The sequence below is a fragment of the Leuconostoc miyukkimchii genome, from assembly GCF_019656055.1.
Lineage (GTDB): Bacteria > Bacillota > Bacilli > Lactobacillales > Lactobacillaceae > Leuconostoc > Leuconostoc miyukkimchii.
In genome coordinates, this window is the sequence record NZ_BPKY01000006.1 from 266,458 (window position 1) to 287,811 (window position 21,354).

17 protein-coding genes and 15 tRNA genes are annotated in these 21,354 nt (G+C 39.1%); 1 reads left to right on the forward strand and 31 read right to left on the reverse strand.

The window, feature by feature from the left end; all coding sequences use genetic code 11:
* Positions 1-3: 3 nt before the first annotated feature.
* The 12 genes from rplW to rpsL form a co-directional block, all read right to left on the reverse strand.
* On the reverse strand, positions 4-291 hold the full coding sequence (rplW, locus tag K5Q13_RS07370) for a 50S ribosomal protein L23 (protein WP_220741056.1): 288 nt from the start codon (positions 289-291) through the stop codon (positions 4-6).
* Complete coding sequence (rplD, locus tag K5Q13_RS07375; protein WP_220741057.1) at positions 291-914, reverse strand: 50S ribosomal protein L4; 624 nt, start codon at positions 912-914, stop codon at positions 291-293. Before rplD ends, rplW begins: the two co-directional genes overlap by 1 nt.
* Before the next feature lie 31 nt (positions 915-945).
* Entirely contained in the window at positions 946-1,629 is a 684-nt protein-coding gene (rplC, locus tag K5Q13_RS07380; RefSeq protein ID WP_220741058.1) for a 50S ribosomal protein L3, read from the reverse strand.
* A gap of 73 nt (positions 1,630-1,702) precedes the next feature.
* Positions 1,703-2,011 carry a 30S ribosomal protein S10 gene (rpsJ, locus tag K5Q13_RS07385; protein ID WP_002816040.1) on the reverse strand — a complete coding sequence of 103 codons (309 nt, stop codon included), beginning with the start codon at positions 2,009-2,011 and terminating at the stop codon, positions 1,703-1,705.
* A 239-nt stretch (positions 2,012-2,250) separates the two neighbouring features.
* Complete coding sequence (locus K5Q13_RS07390) at positions 2,251-3,330, reverse strand: ABC transporter substrate-binding protein (RefSeq protein WP_220741059.1); 1,080 nt, start codon at positions 3,328-3,330, stop codon at positions 2,251-2,253.
* Entirely contained in the window at positions 3,331-4,158 is an 828-nt protein-coding gene (locus tag K5Q13_RS07395) for an ABC transporter permease (protein ID WP_220741060.1), read from the reverse strand.
* Positions 4,159-4,162: 4 nt separating this feature from the next.
* The gene (locus tag K5Q13_RS07400; RefSeq protein ID WP_220741079.1) at positions 4,163-4,990 is read right to left on the reverse strand and encodes an ABC transporter permease; all 828 of its coding nucleotides are present in this window, start codon (positions 4,988-4,990) and stop codon (positions 4,163-4,165) included.
* Positions 4,977-6,092 (reverse strand): ABC transporter ATP-binding protein, encoded by a 1,116-nt coding sequence (locus K5Q13_RS09680; RefSeq protein ID WP_220741061.1) that lies wholly within the window; start codon positions 6,090-6,092, stop codon positions 4,977-4,979. Before K5Q13_RS09680 ends, K5Q13_RS07400 begins: the two co-directional genes overlap by 14 nt.
* Positions 6,093-6,170: 78 nt before the next feature.
* Positions 6,171-7,364 carry an MFS transporter gene (locus K5Q13_RS07410; protein ID WP_220741062.1) on the reverse strand — a complete coding sequence of 398 codons (1,194 nt, stop codon included), beginning with the start codon at positions 7,362-7,364 and terminating at the stop codon, positions 6,171-6,173.
* Between the two features lie 168 nt (positions 7,365-7,532).
* Positions 7,533-9,644 (reverse strand): elongation factor G, encoded by a 2,112-nt coding sequence (gene fusA, locus K5Q13_RS07415; protein ID WP_220741063.1) that lies wholly within the window; start codon positions 9,642-9,644, stop codon positions 7,533-7,535.
* A 184-nt stretch (positions 9,645-9,828) separates the two neighbouring features.
* Entirely contained in the window at positions 9,829-10,299 is a 471-nt protein-coding gene (rpsG, locus tag K5Q13_RS07420; protein WP_220741064.1) for a 30S ribosomal protein S7, read from the reverse strand.
* A 15-nt stretch (positions 10,300-10,314) separates the two neighbouring features.
* A complete protein-coding gene (gene rpsL, locus K5Q13_RS07425) occupies positions 10,315-10,728 on the reverse strand; it encodes a 30S ribosomal protein S12 (protein ID WP_220741065.1) in 414 nt (137 codons plus the stop codon).
* 251 nt (positions 10,729-10,979) lie between these two features.
* Between rpsL and K5Q13_RS07430 the strand changes: the two genes are divergently transcribed.
* Positions 10,980-11,651: a prepilin peptidase gene (locus K5Q13_RS07430; RefSeq protein WP_220741066.1), complete on the forward strand. Its 672-nt coding sequence runs from the start codon at positions 10,980-10,982 to the stop codon at positions 11,649-11,651.
* Positions 11,652-11,665: 14 nt separating this feature from the next.
* Here the strand turns inward: K5Q13_RS07430 and K5Q13_RS07435 are convergent, their stop codons facing one another.
* The 19 genes from K5Q13_RS07435 to K5Q13_RS07525 form a co-directional block, all read right to left on the reverse strand.
* Entirely contained in the window at positions 11,666-14,140 is a 2,475-nt protein-coding gene (locus tag K5Q13_RS07435) for an ATP-dependent Clp protease ATP-binding subunit (protein WP_220741067.1), read from the reverse strand.
* 130 nt (positions 14,141-14,270) lie between these two features.
* Positions 14,271-15,389 carry a peptide chain release factor 2 gene (prfB, locus tag K5Q13_RS07440; protein WP_220741068.1) on the reverse strand — a complete coding sequence of 373 codons (1,119 nt, stop codon included), beginning with the start codon at positions 15,387-15,389 and terminating at the stop codon, positions 14,271-14,273.
* A gap of 121 nt (positions 15,390-15,510) precedes the next feature.
* A complete protein-coding gene (gene secA / locus K5Q13_RS07445) occupies positions 15,511-17,925 on the reverse strand; it encodes a preprotein translocase subunit SecA (protein WP_220741069.1) in 2,415 nt (804 codons plus the stop codon).
* 127 nt (positions 17,926-18,052) lie between these two features.
* Positions 18,053-19,363 carry a serine--tRNA ligase gene (serS, locus tag K5Q13_RS07450; RefSeq protein WP_220741070.1) on the reverse strand — a complete coding sequence of 437 codons (1,311 nt, stop codon included), beginning with the start codon at positions 19,361-19,363 and terminating at the stop codon, positions 18,053-18,055.
* Positions 19,364-19,749: 386 nt separating this feature from the next.
* A tRNA-Ile gene (locus K5Q13_RS07455) sits at positions 19,750-19,823 on the reverse strand.
* Positions 19,824-19,874: 51 nt separating this feature from the next.
* Positions 19,875-19,945: transfer RNA gene (locus K5Q13_RS07460), tRNA-Gly, on the reverse strand.
* Between the two features lie 41 nt (positions 19,946-19,986).
* Positions 19,987-20,059, reverse strand: a tRNA-Phe gene (locus tag K5Q13_RS07465).
* Between the two features lie 28 nt (positions 20,060-20,087).
* Positions 20,088-20,161 (reverse strand) — tRNA-Asp (locus K5Q13_RS07470).
* A gap of 2 nt (positions 20,162-20,163) precedes the next feature.
* Positions 20,164-20,237: transfer RNA gene (locus tag K5Q13_RS07475), tRNA-Met, on the reverse strand.
* A 28-nt stretch (positions 20,238-20,265) separates the two neighbouring features.
* Positions 20,266-20,355 (reverse strand) — tRNA-Ser (locus K5Q13_RS07480).
* Between the two features lie 29 nt (positions 20,356-20,384).
* A tRNA-Ile gene (locus tag K5Q13_RS07485) sits at positions 20,385-20,458 on the reverse strand.
* Between the two features lie 13 nt (positions 20,459-20,471).
* Positions 20,472-20,545 (reverse strand) — tRNA-Met (locus K5Q13_RS07490).
* A gap of 30 nt (positions 20,546-20,575) precedes the next feature.
* Positions 20,576-20,649, reverse strand: a tRNA-Pro gene (locus K5Q13_RS07495).
* Positions 20,650-20,714: 65 nt separating this feature from the next.
* Positions 20,715-20,788 (reverse strand) — tRNA-Arg (locus K5Q13_RS07500).
* 5 nt (positions 20,789-20,793) lie between these two features.
* A tRNA-Leu gene (locus K5Q13_RS07505) sits at positions 20,794-20,877 on the reverse strand.
* Between the two features lie 5 nt (positions 20,878-20,882).
* Positions 20,883-20,954, reverse strand: a tRNA-Gly gene (locus tag K5Q13_RS07510).
* A 7-nt stretch (positions 20,955-20,961) separates the two neighbouring features.
* Positions 20,962-21,034 (reverse strand) — tRNA-Thr (locus K5Q13_RS07515).
* 41 nt (positions 21,035-21,075) lie between these two features.
* A tRNA-Val gene (locus K5Q13_RS07520) sits at positions 21,076-21,148 on the reverse strand.
* 4 nt (positions 21,149-21,152) lie between these two features.
* Positions 21,153-21,241: transfer RNA gene (locus K5Q13_RS07525), tRNA-Ser, on the reverse strand.
* Between the last annotated feature and the right edge of the window lie 113 nt (positions 21,242-21,354).

The following is a 21,354-nucleotide window of genomic DNA, read 5'->3' on the forward strand; positions in this document are numbered from 1 at the left end:
AATTTAACCTTCGTTAAAGATTTGAATATCTTTTGAATCTTTTGACAACGTTACGGTTGCCTTCTTCAACTTACGTGTGTAACCAACGTAACGACCTTGACGCTTTTTCTTACCACGGACGTTAGCTGTGTTCAAGCCTGAAACTTGAACTTCAAATATTTCTTCAATAGCCTTTTTAATTTGAGGCTTTGTTGCGCGAATATCAACTTCAAAGACATAGCGCTTACGTTCTGTTTGCGCCATAGAAGCTTCGGTGATAATAGGGCGACGGATAATATCGCGTGCATCCATTAGGCAAGACCTCCTTGGATTTCTTCGATTGATGATTGAACAATCACCAGCTTATCTGCATTAACAACGTCAAGTACGTTGATACCCTTTGTTGTCGTAATTTGGACATTAGCCAAATTGCGTGCTGACAAGATTGCGTTTTCATTGTCTTCATCAACAACTACTAATGTTTTCGTGTCAGCTGACAAGCTAGTCAAAACTTTTTTAAAGTCTTGTGTTTTTGGTGCTTCGAATGACAAAGCATCAACAACTACTAACTTAGCATCAGCAACTTTTTGTGACAAAACTGACTTTAACGCCAATTGATAAGCCTTACGATTGATACGATAAGCGTATGAACGTGGTGTAGGACCAAAAACAATACCACCGCCACGGAACTGAGGTTCACGAATTGAACCAGCACGTGCACGACCAGTACCCTTTTGCTTCCAAGGCTTACGTCCACCACCAGAAACGGCTGAACGGTTCTTAACAGCATGTGTACCTTGACGCAATGATGCACGTTGCATCAATACTGCATCAGTAATAACGGCGTTGTTAGGTTCGATGGCAAAAACTGCATCATTTAATTCAATTTCCGCAGCTTGACTACCATCTTGCTTTAATACAGCAACTTTAGTCATGATTGATTGTTCTCCTTTCTAATAATTTATATTAAGCTTCTTCAGTTAAAGCAGATGCAGACGCACCAGCCATTTTAACTTCAGGATGCTTTGCGTTAACTTTAACAGTTGATTTAACAGTTAATAGTGACTTGTTGGCACCAGGAACATTTCCCTTCAACAACAATAAGTTCTTTTCAACATCAACGTGTACAATTGCAACATTTTGCATTGTGCGCTTGTTGTTACCCATGCGACCAGGTAAAAGCTTACCCTTAAACACGCGGTTAATAACAGCACCCATTGAACCTGGGCGACGGTGGTAACGTGATCCGTGGGCCATAGGTCCACGAGATTGGCCATCCTTTTTAATGTTACCTTGGAAGCCATGCCCCTTCGTAATACCGGTTACGTCAACGTATTCACCAGCTGAGAATGTATCAACCTTGATCTCATCCCCTGCGTTAAATTCGCCTTCCGCATTGCGGATTTCACGAATGTAGCGCTTAGGGGTCGTGTTTGCTTTAGAAGCGTGACCTTGTTCAGGTTTGTTTGACAAAACTGCGCGCTTGTCTTGGTAACCGAGTTGTAGTGCGTTATAACCATCTGTTTCTGCATTTTTAACTTGCAGAACAACATTTGGTGTCGCTTCAACAACAGTTACGGCGATCAATTCACCAGTTTCAGTGAAAACCTGAGTCATACCGACTTTGCGGCCTAAGATACCTTTAGTCATGACTAATCTCCTTAATTATTTTGCTTGACTTAATTTTGCCTCTAGTGAGACGCGAAGTTATACCCGTTTAGGATTACAACTTGATTTCGATTGCAACACCTGATGGCAATTCAAGCTTACGCAATGCGTCAACTGTCTTGTCAGTAGGGTTCACAATATCAATCAAACGCTTATGCGTACGCATTTCAAATTGTTCGCGGCTATCCTTATGCTTATGTGGTGAACGTAAAATTGTGTATAAAGTACGTTCAGTTGGTAGCGGGATAGGACCAGCAATTTCTGCGCCCGTACGCTTAGCCGTCTCAACAATTTTTTCTGCTGATTGGTCTAAAATACGGTGTTCGTATGCCTTCAAACGGATACGGATCTTCTTTTGTGCCATTCTTTCGTGCCTCCTCGTTGATTTTGTAAATCAGCTAACTTCGATTAAAAACCGACAACACTGCTTGTGTTTTGCGCGCCCATGGCAACGCGGCCGCGCGTGTCGCAACCTTAATCATCATCGCTAAACATTGATACACCAGGCTTTCGGTAGGTTTATGTGACTACTGTTCCAAAAGCGTACCTAATTATAATAACAGAATTATTCAATAAACACAATAGTTTTTTAAACTAATTTACCTACCTTTGTGTCATTTTAAATTCTAAGAATGCGTCATTATATTTTTCTGTCCATGCTTGTCCTAAATTGTCATAAACTTGTAAATGACTAATTGTCTCATTATCTGGGTAAAACTGTTTATCATGACGAATTGATTTGGGTAACAATGCTAATGCATTTTTATTCGGAGTAGCATAACCGATGTACTCTGCATTTTGGGCAGCATTTTTAGGATCGCTAATGAAATTCAAGAAAGCATAGGCCGCTGCTTTGTGCTTAGCTGTCTTTGGCATAACAATATTATCAAACCAAAGGTTCGAACCTTCACTAGGGACAACATAATGAAGATGCTTGTTATTACTCAGCGCTTCGGCTGCTTCACCAGAATAAGTAACGGCTATTGCTGCTTCGTTTTGAGCCATGTACATCTTTATCTCGTCTGCAACAATCGCTTTGATATTTGGCATTAACGTTGTCAACTTTGCCTGTGCTGCAGCAAGATCTGCTTGTGATTTAGTATTAACTGATTTATTTTGAGTAATTAAGGCTACAGCAAGCGCATCTCGTGCGGAATCAACTAGCATAATTTGATTTTTAAACTTAGAAGACCACAAATCATCCCAATGCTGAATATCTTTTTTATTGACATACTCATCATTATAAATAATGCCTAATGTACCCCAAAAATAAGGTAAAGAGTATTTATTTTTTTTATCAAATGATTGATTTAAAAAGCGACTGTCATAATTTTTTAATCCTGTTAATTTACTATGATCCAGTGGCAGTAACAAACGCTCTGCCTTCATTTTCTGGATCATATAGTCTGAAGGTACAGCTAAATCATACGATGTCCCACCTTGTTTTATTTTAGTGTACATCGCTTCATTAGAATCAAATGTTTCATAACTTACCTTGTAGCCTGTTTCTTTAGTAAATTTTTTAAGTAATGCTGGGTCAATATAATCTCCCCAATTGTACAAGTTCAACACATCTTTTGATGACGTCCCTGTACCCGTTTTGGAGGACAAATAACTCTGCGTGCCAAATAATACAAGAACAACAGCAAGGATAGTAGCCACACTAACTAACAATTTTTTCATTTAGAGTCCCTCCGTTGCTGGCAGGACAAGTCTAGTGCCACGTTTTTTGCTGCGTACCGCACGCGTTGAAATAACGTAATAGGCCAACACTAACAATAACGACACCATAAACATCAGTGCTGAAAGCGCATTTATTTCAAGGCTCACACCTTGACGCGCGCGCGAATATACTTCTACTGACAAAGTGGTGAATCCGTTTCCTGTAACAAAGAAAGTCACAGCAAAATCGTCAAGCGAATACGTAAATGCCATGAAAAATCCAGCTAATATACCAGGTGAGATAACTGGCAAAATAACCCGAGATAACATTTGCCAATTGTTTGCACCTAAATCTTTTGCGGCAGCAACCAATGACTGATTCATTTCCTGTAAACGCGGTAATACCATAAGCACTACGATTGGAATACTGAATGCAATATGTGATAGCAAAACTGATGTAAAACCCAATGCAAACCCCATTACCGTAAATAAAATCAAAAACGATGCACCAATAATAACATCTGGTGATACAAGTAAAATATTATTCAACGAAAGAAAAACGTTCTTTGATAAAGTATGTTTTAAGTTATAAATATATAAAGCACCTCCAGTACCAATAATACTTGCAAGTAAAGAGGATAGGAGAGCAATTAAGAACGTGTTTACCAGAATTTCTAGTATACGCGTATCTGAAAATAATTCATTATAATGTTTCAGAGAAAAGCCACTCCATCCCTGCATCACACTACCGGAGTTGAAAGAATATACGATTAAGAAAAAAATAGGCAAATATAATAGTATAAAAACAAACCATAAATAAATATTGGCCCATCTAAATTTTTTGCTCATTTATCTAACCTCGCTTCCTAGAAGATTTACGCACACGATCTCTTGTCAAAATCATGATAATTACCATAGCAACAATCAAAATCACACCAATTGTTGAACCTAATCGCCAATTTTGTGTTACTAAAAAATGTTCTTCAATGGCAGTTCCCAAAGTAATAACACGATTACCACCAATCAAGCGTGTAATCATAAATAAAGACAAACTCGGAATAAATACCGCTTGAATACCTGCTTTAATACCAGGCATAGATAAAGGTAATATTACGCGACGTAGTGTTTGCCATTTGTTTGCACCTAAGTCATGACTTGCTTGTTCTAAACGTGGATTAATTTCAGCTAAGGAATTAAAAATTGGTAAAATCATGAACGGAATCTCAATATAAGCAGCTACTAATAGGAAACTCCAATCCGAGAATAATAATTGCTGAGGAGCTATTCCCAACAACCCAATAAAATTATTCACTGTACCCGTTTTTGATAATAATCCGACAAATGCATAGGTTTTTAATAATAAATTGATCCAAGTTGGTAAAATAACCAGTAATAGCCAAAATTGTTTCTGCTTTAACTGATTAAGTAGATACGCTGTGGGATAGCTAATAAGTAAGGTAATTAGTGTAATCAAAAACGCATACCATACTGAATTAAACGTCATCTTCAAATATGTCCCGCTGGCAAAATAAACAGCATAGTTATGCAATGTAAAATCGCCGTTTGACGTGGTCAATGATTGAAAAAGTAATAACACCAGTGGCGCAAAAACAAATAAAATCAACCATATACTATAAGGCACCACATAAAATAACTGCCTTTGCTTTTTACTTTTTGGCATCATCCACATCATCCTCATATCTTTCCAAACGCGCATCAAAATCATTTTCAGATTCATTAAAACGCATAATATGAATATCTTCCGGATCAAATGTCAAACCAACACGCTCACCTATTTTGGATTTATTTGTTGCTTGTACTTGCCATTCATTACCATCATCATCTATGGCCGTTATTTCATAATAGTCTCCCCGAAATGACTGGTCATCAATGGTAACCACCAACTTACCATTATCAATTGTAGTCAAATCCAAGTCTTCTGGTCGCAATACCACTTCAACACGTTCATTGGGACGCATTCCAGCATCAACATTTTCAAAATCTTTTCCGGTAAAATGCACAAGATAATCCGCTTTCATAATGCCATCTAAAATATTGGACTCACCAATAAAATCAGCAACAAAATGATTAATTGGCTCATCGTAAATATCTTCTGGCGAACCATTTTGCTGGATAACACCGTCATTCATAACATAAATCCAATCAGACATTGCTAATGCTTCTTCTTGATCATGTGTTACAAAAACAAAGGTTATCCCAAGCCGTTGTTGAATTTCTCGCAATTCATACTGCATTTCTTTACGTAACTTATAATCCAATGCCGAAAGTGGCTCATCAAGTAGTAATACATCTGGATCATTTGCTAAAGCACGTGCTATCGCAACTCTTTGCCGTTGACCACCAGATAATTCTGTAATTTCTCGATCAGCATATTGGCTCAATTTAACCAAAGATAACATCTCTGTTACCTTATTTTTGATTTCTTTTTTACTTAACCCTTTAATGCTTGGGCCAAATGCTACGTTATCGAAGACATTCATATTCGGAAATAGGCCATAATCTTGAAATACCGTATTCATGCGCCTTTTTTCGACAGGTACATCATTGATTACATTGCCTTCAAATAAAATATCACCATGCGTTACCTTCAATTGACCTGAAATTATATTTAATATGGTTGTTTTACCCGATCCCGATGGACCTAGTAATGTATAAAACTTACCAGCCTCTAATTCAAGATCAATATTCTTTAAAATTTCGTCGTCATCGTAAGATAGGCCCACGTTTTTAAATTCAATAATTGGTGTTGATGTATTAGTCAATGGTCAACCCTCACTTTTAGTCAATAAATATATTGTAACAAGAAAAACGTACAACTTCACATCATTGTAAGCTTTTTACTATAAAATTTTATCTTTCTTTTCAACTATTAATATAGCAATAATCATCAATACGAATAGGATTAAAATAACTATAATCTGCGGTGCCCAACTATGGAACAATGAGAATCCATAACCAAATAATGCCGGTCCAAGCGCAGCAATAAGATACCCACCACTTTGAACCATACCAGATAACTGCGCTGTCTGTGTTGGTGTATTTGTTTTAAGATTAAACGTTGTCAATACATATGGAAATAGTCCGGACGTGCCAACACCGATTAACAAATTCACAGCCAACCAGTAAGCAAAAGTACCATTAGGATGCAATAATAATATATATCCTAAAACACCAGTAAACGCAATAATACCCATTAACACTTGGCGTTGTTTACGCGAACAGTTAGCAATGACTATTGGTATAACTATCGCAAATGGTAACCCTATTAACGAATTAACACCAGAGAATACACCAGCAACAGATGGTGAAAGCCCTGTTTGGACTGCCATAGTTGGGATCCAAGCCATAGATACATAAAACATTGCTGACTGCATACCACATACAAATAACAACAACCATGCATAGCCATTTTTCCAGATGCTACTCTCGATTGTTGGTGCTGGCTCAAGCATCTGTTCCTGTTGAGACGATCTTTTATACTTTTGAGCAAACCTTTGGTTCGGTAACCAGAGCAATAATGCTATAACTAAAATTATTGTTAAAATAATAATAAAAACACGCCAACTTGTAGCGATCGTAATAGGGACTGCGACACTGGAACCTACTGCCGTCGCTAATAACATACTAAAGGTAAATACCGACGTAATTGGACCAACTTTCATTGGAAAATAAGTACGTACTATACTTGGTAGCAAAACATTTAAATGAGCTATTCCAATACCAATCAATAATGTACCAAAATATAACATTGGTGTATTAATCACACGCACGATAGATCCAATAATTGTCACCCCTAGCACCAAAGAGAAGGCACGCTCTAGTCCAAATTTGTGTGCTATCTTAGGTGCAAACGATGAAAAAATTGCAAATGCTATTAATGGAATTGTTGTTAACAGCCCCAACTGACCGACTGAGATACTTTGCGACTTAGCAATATTGTTAAGAATTGGTGGAATTGCCGTAAAGGGTACACGTAGTGCTATACCAACAACTATAATCCCAGGTACTAAAAAGCGACTGTATTTTTTATTCATATTTTTATACACTTTCAAAATAAAACGGTACTACTCATAGGAGTAGCACCGTTTTTTACTGAACAATCTGTCAGTTTTTAACTTCAGCAAGGTAGAATATATAACTTAAACCACTTGCCAATGAAAGACTTAATGATAGTAACAGCATCGATTCTTAAACAATTAAAATTAATCTTCTTTACCGCTATTCTTAATAATTTCTTCTTGGATATTCTTAGGAACAGCTTCATAATGATCAAATACCATTTGGAATGTACCACGACCTTGTGTAGCTGAACGCAAAGTTGTAGCATAACCAAACATTTCTGACAAAGGCACCTTGGCTTTAACTGCCAAAACAGGACCACGAGATTCTTGACCTTCAATCATACCACGGCGTGCGGAAACGTGTCCCATAACATCACCAAGGTTGTCTTCAGGTGCAACAATATCAACAGCCATAATCGGCTCAAGAATAACAGCACCTGCAGTCTTAGCAGCTTCTCTCAAAGCTAATGAAGCGGCAATTTTAAAGGCTGCTTCAGAAGAATCGACATCATGATAAGATCCATCATACAATTTGGCTTTCAAATCAACTAATGGGAAACCAGCCAAAGGACCTGCGTTCAAAGCATCTTTCAAACCTGCTTCAACTGAAGGAATATATTCACGAGGAACAACACCACCAACAATAGCATCATCAAATTCGAAGCCTGCGCCTTCTTCATTAGGTGAGAATTCGATGTAAACATCTCCATACTGACCCTTACCACCAGATTGGCGTTTGAAGAATCCACGCGCTTGAACTGTTTTTGTAAATGCTTCACGGTAGGCAACTTGAGGGGCTCCAACAGTTGCTTCAACGTTGAATTCACGACGCATACGATCAACCATGATATCCAATTGTAATTCACCCATACCAGCGATCAAAGTATCACCAGTTTCAGGGTTTGTCGTTGCACGGAATGAAGGATCTTCTTCAGCCAACTTTTGAATGGCATTAGACAATTTGTCTTGATCCGCTTTTGTTTTTGGCTCAATTGCTAATTCAATAACTGGTTCTGGGAATTCCATTGATTCAAGAACCAATTGATGATCAACAGCAGTTAATGAATCACCTGTTGTGGTGTTTTTCAAACCAATTGCGGCAGCGATATCACCAGAGAATACTTCTTCAATTTCAGTACGTGATGTCGCATGCATTTGCAACAAACGGCCAACACGTTCACGTGTATCTGAAGAAGTGTTTTGAACGTATGATCCAGACTTCAAAGTACCAGTATACACACGCATAAATGTCAAACGACCAACGAAGGGATCCGTCATGATTTTGAAAGCCAATGCAGCAAATGACTTGTCGTCATCAGCAATCAAATCAACTTCTTCCCCAGTCTTAGGGTCATTAGCGATATATGGCTTAACATCCAAAGGACCAGGCAAATAATCAACAACGGCGTCCAACATCATTTGAACACCCTTATCTTTATATGCTGAACCTGCAAGTACTGGATAGAATTGCAAAGCCAAAGTAGCGCGACGAACAGCAGCTTTCAATTCTTCAATTGAAATATCTTCGCCTTCTAAATACTTTTCCATCAAATCATCATCAACATCCGCTACAGCTTCAATTAATGTATTACGCTTTTCTTCTGCCAAATCTTTCAATTCAGCAGGGATATCGCGTGGTTCCCACTTTTCGCCTAATTCATCCACTGGATAATAAGCTTCTTGTGTAATCAAGTCAATAACAGCTTCGAAGTCATCTTCAGCACCGATTGGCCATTGAATAGCTTCTGCGTTAACTTGCAAACGTTCGTGAATTGAATCCACTGACATTTGGAAGTCAGCACCCATCTTATCCATCTTATTGACGAATACGATACGTGGCACGTCATATGTTGTTGCTTGACGCCAAACAGTTTCTGTCTGTGGTTCAACACCGGCAGCACCGTCCAAAACCGCTACAGCACCGTCCAAAACACGTAGTGCACGTTCAACTTCGATTGTGAAGTCCACGTGACCCGGTGTATCAATGATGTTAACACGGTAAGGTGTTTTTTCGAATTGGTCAAAGAAACCATGCCAAACAGCTGTTGTTGCAGCTGATTGGATTGTGATTCCACGTTCCTTTTCTTGTTCCATGAAATCCATTTGTGAAGCACCATCATGTGTTTCACCAATTTTGTGAATTTTACCTGTATAGTACAAGATACGTTCCGTAGTTGTTGTCTTACCCGCATCAATGTGGGCCATGATACCAATGTTACGTGTACGTTCTAGTGGGTATTCACGTTTTGCCATTGTGAGTTATCTCCTGGTTTTTTGTTCTGTATGCAACAAAAAGCGACACAGAATTGTGTTCGCTTTTTGATGGTAAAATACTGGCAGCACTTTACCATCTACTATCATTTTACGCTATTTACAACGAATATGAACATTTAATTCTGAATAGTCATAAATCTACGCAATCAATTATTGCGTGATTTTACCAACGATAGTGAGCAAATGCACGGTTAGCTTCAGCCATTTTGTGTGTGTCTTCGCGCTTCTTTACAGATGCACCAGTGTCATTAGCTGCGTCCATGATTTCCTTAGCTAAACGCTCATCCATTGTGTGTTCGTTACGTAAACGAGAATAGTTTACTAACCAACGCAATCCCAATGTTGTACGACGATCAGGACGTACTTCAATTGGCACTTGATAGTTAGAGCCACCAACACGGCGTGCTTTAACTTCCAAAACTGGCATGATGTTTTCCATAGCTTTTTCGAAAACTTCTAATGGTTCAGTACCAGTAGCTTCCTTAATATGATCAAAAGCATCATATAGAATTGTTGAGGCAGTTCCACGCTTACCATCAAGCATCAACTTGTTGATCAAACGTGAAACGAGCTTTGAATTGTAAATTGGGTCAGGCAAAACTTCCTGACGCTTAGTATAACCTTTACGTGGCATTAGTCAGTCTCCTTCTTACTTTTTTGGCGCCTTTGTGCCATACTTTGAACGTGATGTCATACGTCCATCAACACCCGCAGTATCCAATGCACCACGAATAATATGATAACGTACACCAGGCAAATCCTTCACACGGCCACCACGAATCAAAACAACTGAGTGTTCTTGAAGATTGTGTCCAATACCTGGAATATAAGCAGTTACTTCATACAAGTTTGAAAGACGTACACGAGCATACTTACGTAATGCCGAGTTAGGCTTCTTTGGTGTCATTGTACCAACACGCGTAGCAACACCACGCTTTTGTGGTGCAACATTGTTTGTTGCTTTCTTTTTCATTGAATTATAGCCGAAGTTCAAAGCAGGTGACTTTGACTTTGTCACCTGTGACTTACGAGGCTTGCGAACTAATTGATTAATTGTAGGCATTCTACAGTCTCCTTAAAATTTTTATTATAACACAGTTCCAGGTGTGTCATTATTGTCATTAAACAAAAATGCTCACTGGAAATCTGCTGACAATTGCCTTTACAGCGCTATTCAGCACGTTGTGATGATATCACAGAACAGATTACTTAAAAGCACGTCCAATATAATATCAGATTGAGAAATATTGTCAATAGATAATGCATACTTTAATTTATTTGTGTATTTCATAAGGCATAAACGTATTATAGCATATGACAATATTATTAATTATTATTTTAAACGCTGTTCTCATCTCAACTACTATGTGCCTTGCTGATCGCATCAATCATCGTATTGCTGTTTTTAAAAAACGCTCATTTTGTTTACAATGCAATCACCCATTGCATTACTATGATTTAATCCCCTTATTCTCAGCACTCTATACTCGTGGCCACTGCCGATATTGCCATGCAAAGTTTGGTTTACATTATGCCTTTTTTGAATTTTTTGGTACATTAATTGCTAGTTATTTTATGTCAGAGATAATTATTTGGATTACTTTTTATTTGTTACTATTTCTATCTCTTGAAGATTGGCACAACGAACGCATTCATGCTGACATATTGCTGCCATGGATTTGTTATCTTCTTATTGATAACTGGAATATTTCAAAAATTTTTGCTCTTTGTACAATTCTTATTATTAGTTTGTTTTTAGTTTATTATCGACATGCTATGGGTGGTGGTGACATCCCCGTACTTCTTATCATAACTTTAATAACTCCTACCCAAGGTCTGGCTCTAACACTCTTATTCGGCTCTGTGTCAGCTCTTATTTATCTTCAAACATTTCGCGTTAAGCATCTACCCTTCGTTCCTTTTTTATATTTTGGCTGGTTAGCGTCTCTTTTAATTCAAAAAGTGATCACAATGCAAGGATTGTGATCACTTTTTAACTTTTAAGCCTTAGTTGGCAATTTTTCAATTGGTTTGATATTGATTTTAATCTCACCATTTTTTGCACCGATCGTGACAGAACTTTCCGTCGTGATATTACCACGAAGTAATTCCTCACTCAATGCATCTTCAACCTTTGTCTGTAATGCACGACGTATTGGGCGTGCACCGTATTCTGGATCAAATCCGGCACTAGCAACCACGTCAATTGCTGCAGGAGTTATTTTTACCGAAATACCCTGTTCTGCAACACGTTGCAGAACTGAACGGCTCATCAATTTAACAATTTGATGCAATTCATCTTTTGTCAGTGGTTCAAAAACAACTGCCTCATCTAGACGATTAATAAATTCTGGACGGAATGTTTCTTTTAATGTTTCACGAATCTTTTCAGCCACAGCTTCATTATTATTTTTGAGATCAATAGCACCAAATCCCATTGATTTCTCATCACGTAATCGTGTAGCACCCAAGTTAGAGGTCATAATTATTATTGTATTACGGAAATCTATTTTACGTCCCTTTGAATCAGTTAAAAAACCATCATCAAACACTTGTAACATTAAATTGAATATGTCCTGATGAGCTTTTTCTGCCTCATCCAACAAAATAACAGAATATGGATGATTTCTAACTTGTTCAGTTAATTGACCACCCTCATCATAACCAACATATCCTGGGGCTGAACCAACTAGTCGAGAAGAAGACCATCTCTCTTGATATTCCGACATATCAATTCTAATCATGTTCTCCTCACTACCAAACATTGCCTCTGCCAACGCCTTAGCTAATTCTGTTTTACCAACACCTGTTGGGCCCAAAAACATGAAAGCACCTATTGGCCGACTTGGATCTTTTAAGCCAGATCTTGCACGACGAATTGCACGTGCTACAGCAGATATAGCTGTTTTTTGTCCAATAACACGTTTACCCAAAACAGATTCCAAATTAACTAACCTTTGTTGCTCATTTTTTTCGAGTTGTGTTAATGGCACACCTGTTTGTTGTGAGATAACTTCATTAATATCTTCTGCTGACACATGTAAGCTGTATTGTGGTCGATCTATTTTATCACTTGATATTGACTTGGCCGCCAACTTATTAATCTTTGTTTTTAACTTCATTTCTTCAGTACGTTGCTTAGCTGCCTCTTCAAAATTAAGTGCTGTAATTGCTTCATCTTTAGCCGCAGTGACTTCGGCCAAACGCACCTTATTACGACTCATTGGCGTAGGTTTATCTACTGCATCTATGCGTACTTTTGCACCTGCTTCATCCATTAAGTCAATCGCTTTATCTGGCAGAAAGCGATCAGTGATATAACGGGATGACAATTTAACTGCAGCTTCAATCGCTTCATCATCAATTTGGACTTGATGATGTGATTCGAATTTTGGTCGAATACCAGTTAAAATTGCAATTGCATCTTCTTGTGTTGGTTCGTTAACAGTAACTGGTGCAAACCGTCTTTCTAATGCTGCATCAGATTCAACATACTTTTGATACTCATCAAAAGTTGTCGCACCTAGCGTTTGTAACTCTCCTCGAGCCAATGCTGGTTTTAGAATATTAGACGCGTCAATTGCACCTTCTGCGCCACCAGCTCCAATCAACGTATGTAATTCATCGATAAATAAAATCACGTTACCATCATGGTAAACTTCTTCAATAATCTTTTTTAAACGATCCTCGAACTCACCACGATATTTAGTTCCAGCAACTAATGATCCCATGTCTAAAGCCATTAGACGCTTATTTTGCAAGTTTTCGGGTACATTTTCCGTGACAATTCGTTGTGCTAAGCCTTCAGCAATAGCTGTTTTACCTACGCCTGGTTCACCAATTAAAACTGGATTGTTTTTTGTACGTCGTGATAAGATTTGAACCACGCGACGCACTTCTTTTGAACGCCCAATAATGGGATCCATCTTACCATCTTTTGCCATCTGAGTTAGGTCACGTGCTAAACCATCTAGTGTCGGTGTTCCAGGTGTTTGTTGTTTATCACGTTGTTTCATTTGTTTGCGTACATCAGTAACACCCAATTTCCGCAAAACTGCACGTCGCATTTCCTGCAAATTAGCATCCAGTGCTAATAAAATACGTGATGACAAGATACTTTCATCCTGTAATAATGATAACAAAATATGTTCTGTGCCAATTTTTGATTGACCAAGCGTTCGAGATTCCTCACTTGATTGTCTTAAAATATCAGCAGCTTTTGGTGAATAAGGTAGGTAAGTATTCTTGTCATAATGTGTAGTCATGCCGTATCCAGTGAAATGTTCTATCTCTTCACGAATATCATCATCCATCACATTAAATTGCCCAATTATTTTACTAGCAAAGCCTTCTTTTTCGATAGCTAATGCCAATAATAAATGTTCTGTACCAACTGCTTGATGTTTAAAGTATTTTGATTGTTCTTGTGCCAAAACTAAAACATTTTGAGCACTCGGTGTGTAATTGGTATCCATAATTTGCCCTCCATTTTTTAGGCAGTTAATGTCTATTGTTGACTTATATTATAGCGCATTAAACGCACATTAGAAACTAATTTGTTCGATAATTCAAAAAGCCGAAACTCAGCGTCTCGACCTCACTAGATTAATTTGGATTTTTTAAACCTAATTGCCACTGCAAATAAGCATTTATAAATGGATCTAAATCGCCGTCTAACACTTGCTGTGGTTGATTAGTTTCATAGTTTGTACGGTGATCTTTAACCATTTGATAGGGATGTAAAACATACGAACGTATCTGTGATCCCCAACCATTCTCTAATTTTTCACCTGTTAGGGCTGCACGTTCTGCCTCTTGCTTTTCTAATTCAAGTTGGTACAGCTTTCCTTTTAACAAACGCATCGCGTAATCACGATTACCATATTGTGTACGTTCTACAGTAGAAGACACAACAATTCCCGTTGGTTCATGGGTTAAACGTACGCCAGTTGACACCTTATTGACGTTTTGTCCGCCAGCGCCACCAGAACGGAAAACATCCATTTTGACATCATCGTCACGCACTTCTACTTCGATTGTATCATCTAATTCAGGCATCACATCTACACTAACAAAACTCGTATGACGTCGTCCAGCTGAATCAAATGGTGAAATACGTACAAAGCGATGAACCCCTTTTTCACTTCGTAAAAAGCCAAAAGCATTGTGTCCAGTAATTTTAATCGTCGCACTATCAATACCAGCCTCATCTCCAGAATGATAATCTAGTACGTCAACTTGAAAACCATGTTGTTGTGCCCAACGTGTATACATACGATATAAATTAGCACCCCAATCTGTGGATTCTGTTCCACCAGATCCTGGATGAACTTCAAGGATAGCATTATTTGAATCATAAGGTTCTGTTAATAATTGTTCTAAATTATAAGCCTCAATATCTTTTTGTGCTTTCGCTACACTTTCGTCCAATTCATTTGATATCTCTACATCAGTTGGATCTTCAGAAAGCATTTCAATTAAAACATCAATTTCTTCAGATTGGCTTGTTAAATTCAAAAAAGAATCACGTCTATTTTTTAGTACGTTATTTTCTTCAATTACTTTTTGCGCTTGAACATTGTCATCCCAGAACCCTGGTTCTGTCATACGATTTTCAAAGTCCGCAATTTCTTCAGTTAATGCTTCCAAATCTAATGTGCCACGGAATCGTGCGATATTTTCTTGAATATCAGCTACCGCATGCTTCGCATCGATAATTTCCATTATTATTGTGTCCCTTCAAAATAAAAGCATCTAGTAGTATATAACATCTCTTAGTTAACCTACTAGAACGACTTTATATGATACCATTTACCACAAATTGATACAACAAAAATATTATCTGCTATGCTTTTAAATTCTGACGAATTTCTGCTTTCATAAACGTTCGGGTCGCATCATATTCGACATCAACAATCATCTTATTGAAATTTGTAAATGCTTCATTTTGGTATTCTATTAGTGGATTTAACTGGCCATATCCACGTAGTCCAACGCCCTGCCTTAATCGATCTAACGAGTCAATATGGTCTGTCCAATGTTGGTCTACAGCGCGTAAAATGACAACCTTTTCAAATTCTAACATTTGGGCCGGATCATACAATTGTCCCTGCTTGTCTTTATAATTAGATTTCGCTGAATCTAACAATTTCGATTTAATATCTTCACGAGACAATCCTTGTAGCTGTTCAACTGTAATATCACCTTCGCGAACTAAGGCATTATTAGCAAACACAATAATTTGATCCAAATGCCATTCTGCTGTTTTCTTACCAATTGTCTGCGCATCTACCACACGATCAATTGTTCGTTTTACCATTGGGATAAGGACCCACTCAAGAGAATCAGTCTCGTCTATCACGAGATCACGTTGGTAATATATTAATTCTCGTTGTTCTCTGACAACATCATCATATTGCAAAACATTTTTACGTGTATCGTAGTTGTTACCTTCAACACGTTTTTGAGCAGATTCTACAGAACGTGTAATTAAACCATTTTTAATCACTGTTTCTTCTTCATCAAGATTCATACGCTCCCAAAGTACGCGAATACGATCTGCTCCAAAACGAATCATCAAATCATCTTCTAATGATAGGAAGAATTGCGAAAATCCTGCATCACCTTGACGACCCGCACGACCACGCAACTGATTATCAATTCGACGTGATTCATGACGTTCAGTTGCAATAACAGCTAATCCACCTAAGTCAGCGACACCCGGTCCAAGCTTAATATCGGTTCCACGTCCAGCCATATTTGTTGCAACAGTGACGGCGCCTCGTTGGCCTGCGTTAGCGATAATTTCAGCTTCTTTGGCGTTATTTTTTGCATTTAATACATTATGTGGTACATTTTGTGCCATCAAAATTTTAGATAGCAATTCCGAAGATTCAACTGATCCCGTTCCAATCAAAATTGGTTGGCCGTTTTCATGTAATTCCTTTATCAACTTAACAACGGCATTATATTTTGCACGAATTGAAGGATACAATAAGTCCGCATAATCTACACGTTTAATTGGCCGGTTGGTTGGAATTGTAACAACTTCCATGTTATATATTTCGCGTAGCTCTTCTTCTTCTGTTTTAGCCGTTCCTGTCATACCAGACAACTTTTTATACATACGGAACAAGTTTTGGTACGTAATTTGTGCCATAGATTTGTTTTCTTCTTGAACATCGACGCCTTCTTTGGCTTCGATAGCCTGATGCAAACCATCTGACAAGCGTGTCCCTTCTGAGATACGACCAGTTGATTGATCAATGAGTTTAACTTCACCATCTTGAACAACATAATCCTTATCATTAATGTAGTTAAAGTTAGCCCGTAAAGCTTGATCAATATGATGTGTTAATGCGGTATCCCCAGCGTCATATAAGTTATCTAAATTAAAGAAAATTTCACCCTTATGAATGCCTTCGTTTGTTAGCATTGTTGTCTTAGCTTCTTCATCAATTTTATAATCTTCTTCAAATTGCAAAGTTTTTACAAAACGATCTGCTCGTGCATATAATTGTGAAACGCCAGAACCTGGACCTGAAATAATCAAAGGTGTTCGTGCCGTATCAATTAGGATAGAATCTGCCTCATCAATCAATGCAAAGTTCAATCCGCGCTGCATCACACGTTCATCGGCTCGATGTACCATGTTGTCGCGTAAATAATCAAAACCAATGTTGAAATTCGTAGAGTATGTGATGTCGGCATCATACGCCGCACGTTTTTCTTCTGCTGGTGCATCACCAACGTTTACCCCAACTGACAAACCTAGCCAATTATACAATTGGCCCATCTGTTCTGCATCTCGTGCTGACAAATAATCATTAACAGTCACTACATGCACGCCTCGACCTGATAAGGCATTTAAGTAAACAGTCATTGTTGCCGTTAATGTTTTTCCTTCACCAGTTCTCATTTCAGCTAAGTTACCATCATGTAACGCTGCCGAACCCATGACTTGAACGCGAAATGGATACAAACCTAAAACGCGCTTTGCCCCTTCACGCGCCACAGCAAAAACTTCAGGTAAAATATTGTCTAAAGTTTGAGATAAAACTTTGTTTTGTTTGTCTGAATCTTCAATTCCTGCAAGAGCATCCGAGATGATTTGTTTAAAATAGGGTGTTTTTGCTTGCAACTCCTCGTCAGACATTGCAGCCATTTGGTCAGCATAACTTTCTACTTGGTCAGCAATATGATTTAATTTTTTTAATTGTTTTTTTGAGTTATCAACTAATTTACGTATTGGATTTGCCATTATTTTTAGCACACAAAGTTATTTCCCCGTGTGCTTCTCCTCTGAAATATAAATTTGTGTGGTCTCCCGCACAATAATCTACTTCCAATTATATCAAAAAAACCTGATAAATACAGGCTTTTCAATATTAATAATGTGGTGTTGCCACTAATTTTTCTTGTCCACCCATATATGGTTGCAACACTTCTGGAATTGTCACTGAACCATCTTCATTTTGATAGTTTTCCAAAATTGCTGCGACCGTACGACCCACTGCTAAACCTGATCCATTCAATGTATGTACCAATTGTAATTTATTATTATCATCACGGTAGGTAATATGCATTCGACGTGCTTGAAAATCTTCAGTGTTTGAAACAGAAGAAATCTCACGATACAAGTTTTGTTGTGGCATCCAAACTTCTACATCATATGTTTTAGCAGCTGAAAACCCCATATCGCCAGTCGATAACATGATAACATGGTATGGTAATCCTAGTTTTTGCAAAATATTCTCTGCATTGTTTGTCATACTTTCTAGTTCTTTGTAAGATTGTTCAGGCTTTGTAAACTTGACCATTTCTACCTTATTAAATTGATGCAAACGAATTAATCCACGTGTATCTTTACCCGCTGCACCGGCTTCCTTTCGAAACGAAGGTGATAGTGCGGTAAATTTAATTGGTAATTGATCAGAAGGTATCGTTTCACCTGAATAATAATTAGTCAGAGGAACTTCTGCTGTTGGAATATAGGTTTGATCTAGTCCCTCGACACGGTAAGCATCTTCTTGAAATTTAGGATATTGCCCTGTACCAAACATAGCTGAATCATTAACTACAATTGGCGTAATCATTTCGGTGTAGCCTTCTTTTCTATGTTCATCCAACATAAAATTATATACAGCCCGTTCTAATCTTGCACCGTCTCCAACATAATATAAGAAACGTGCACCAGAAACCTTAGCTCCTCGTTCAAAATCCAAAATACCTAAAGCTTCCCCAACATCATAATGCGCTTTCAACCATTCGGGACTTTCTAGTAAAGCGTGCGGCCTTGATTGATAATTTTCTGGTTCCCACACCCGTTGTTCAACATTGGCCGCCTCATCAGTGCCTACAGGTACATCAGGTGCTGCTAAATTAGGGAAATGTGCTGCTAGATTTTGTACTTGATCATCTAACTCTGTTTGTCGTAGATCCAACGCTTTTATTTTGGCACTAACTTTTTGCATCGCTGCAATAGCATCACTTGCATCTTCTTTATTGCGTTTAGCATAGGCAATTTTATCAGAGGCAGCATTTCTATCAGCTTTCAAATTTTCAACACTTTGTATAGTGTCACGTCGTTCCTTATCTAAAGTCAATAATTCGGTTAATTTATCTGGCGAAACACCACGATTCTGTAATCTTTGTTCTGCTTCCAAAACATTTTTACGTAAATACTTTATGTCCAACATGTCAAATTCTCCTCCACTGTAATATATCTAATTTTAAAAAGCAAAAGCGCGTTTTCATCCCATCCAAAAGGATAAGGGACGAAAACGCGCTTCCGTGGTACCACCCAGATTTTATGCACAAACGTGCATAACACTCTTATCTGATAACGGTGACAACCGAGTAGCATTACCCACTAACGTGACTTACTGGAATTTCAACCTATTGCTTTTCATCTAACCAGCAATTTTCTAAAATGGTCTACTTATGGTAAGTTGATACTATTATTGTATCTGATAGGTTTATAAAAGGCAAGCTTTAAACGGCGAGAATCAACGGTCGCCAACCCACCCTCAGCTACTTGAACACAAAAAAAGCAAGTCTCCCTAGAAACTTGCTCCCTAACTTATGGGCCTGACAGGACTCGAACCTGTGACCCCTGCGTTATCAACACAGTGCTCTAACCAACTGAGCTACAGGCCCCTCTTCCTTATATCTCACTTACCACGACACTTGGGTTAGGAAATATAAAAAAGCGAATGACGGGAATCGAACCCGCATAGCCAGCTTGGAAGGCTGGAATTCTACCATTGAACTACATTCGCATCACTGCTCTACTGCCGATGACCTCTGCTGATATCATCTATGGCGCTGGACGGAATCGAACCGCCGACACTACGAGCTTCAATCGTATGCTCTACCAACTGAGCTACAGCGCCATCTTAGTCCCGCCTCAGCGTTACTATACGGTCACAGCGGGGCTCGAACCCGCGATCTCCTGCGTGACAGGCAGGCGTCCTAACCAACTAGACCATGCGACCAATTGCGGGAGCAGGATTTGAACCTACGACCTTCGGGTTATGGGCCCGACGAGCTACCAGACTGCTCCATCCCGCGATAATATTATTCAGGTATCTCTACCTTAAGGAGAATGTGGGATTCGAACCCACGCGCCGATTTCTCGACCTGACGGTTTTCAAGACCGTTCCCTTCAGCCAGACTTGGGTAATTCTCCATCATCTCTGCCATGGCAGCCTTACTGCATGGACCTTGTTGGACTCGAACCAACGACCGGACGGTTATGAGCCGTCTGCTCTAACCAACTGAGCTAAAGGTCCTATAGCGAGCCTATCGCGGCAGGGGGGATCGAACCCTCGACCTCCCGGGTATGAACCGGACGCTCTAGCCAGCTGAGCTACACCGCGATCTTCGTTGACAATTTTGACACTTGCCAATCGGGACGACAGGATTCGAACCTGCGACCCCCTGGTCCCAAACCAGGTGCTCTACCAAGCTGAGCTACGTCCCGATAAGTCCTATCAGAGCACTGCCCCTTTAAACTTAAAAAAAGAGTTTGAATTCCTTCAACCTCTATGCACCTAGCAGGAGTCGAACCTGCAACCTCCTGATTCGTAGTCAGACGCTCTATCCAATTGCGCTATAGGTGCATATATGCCGGCGACCGGGATCGAACCGGTACGATATCTCTATCGCAGGATTTTAAGTCCTGTGCGTCTGCCTATTCCGCCACGCCGGCATACAAGCGGAAGACGGGATTCGAACCCGCGACCCCCACCATGGCAAGGTGATGTTCTACCACTGAACTACTTCCGCATAATCATGCCGACTAAAGGACTCGAACCTTCGACCCCCGCTTTACAAGAGCGGTGCTCTACCAACTGAGCTAAGTCGGCAGCGCTTTATCCCGACGTGCCGGGCTTTTGACTTCCGCCAATGGACGCTACAGGGATCGAACCTGTGACCCCCTGCTTGTAAGGCAGGTGCTCTCCCAGCTGAGCTAAGCGTCCATAATGGAGAGGAAGGGATTCGAACCCTCGAAACAATTGCTTGCTTACATGGTTTCCAACCATGCTCCTTCGGCCAGACTCGGACACCTCTCCCTTATCTTCCGTCTCTCTTCTTTTCCTTGTTATACCAAAAGTACTCTTCTCAGAGCACTCATTATGTACGGCACCGCATCTTCCTATCCTCGCAGCCAGCGATCCGGCAACTA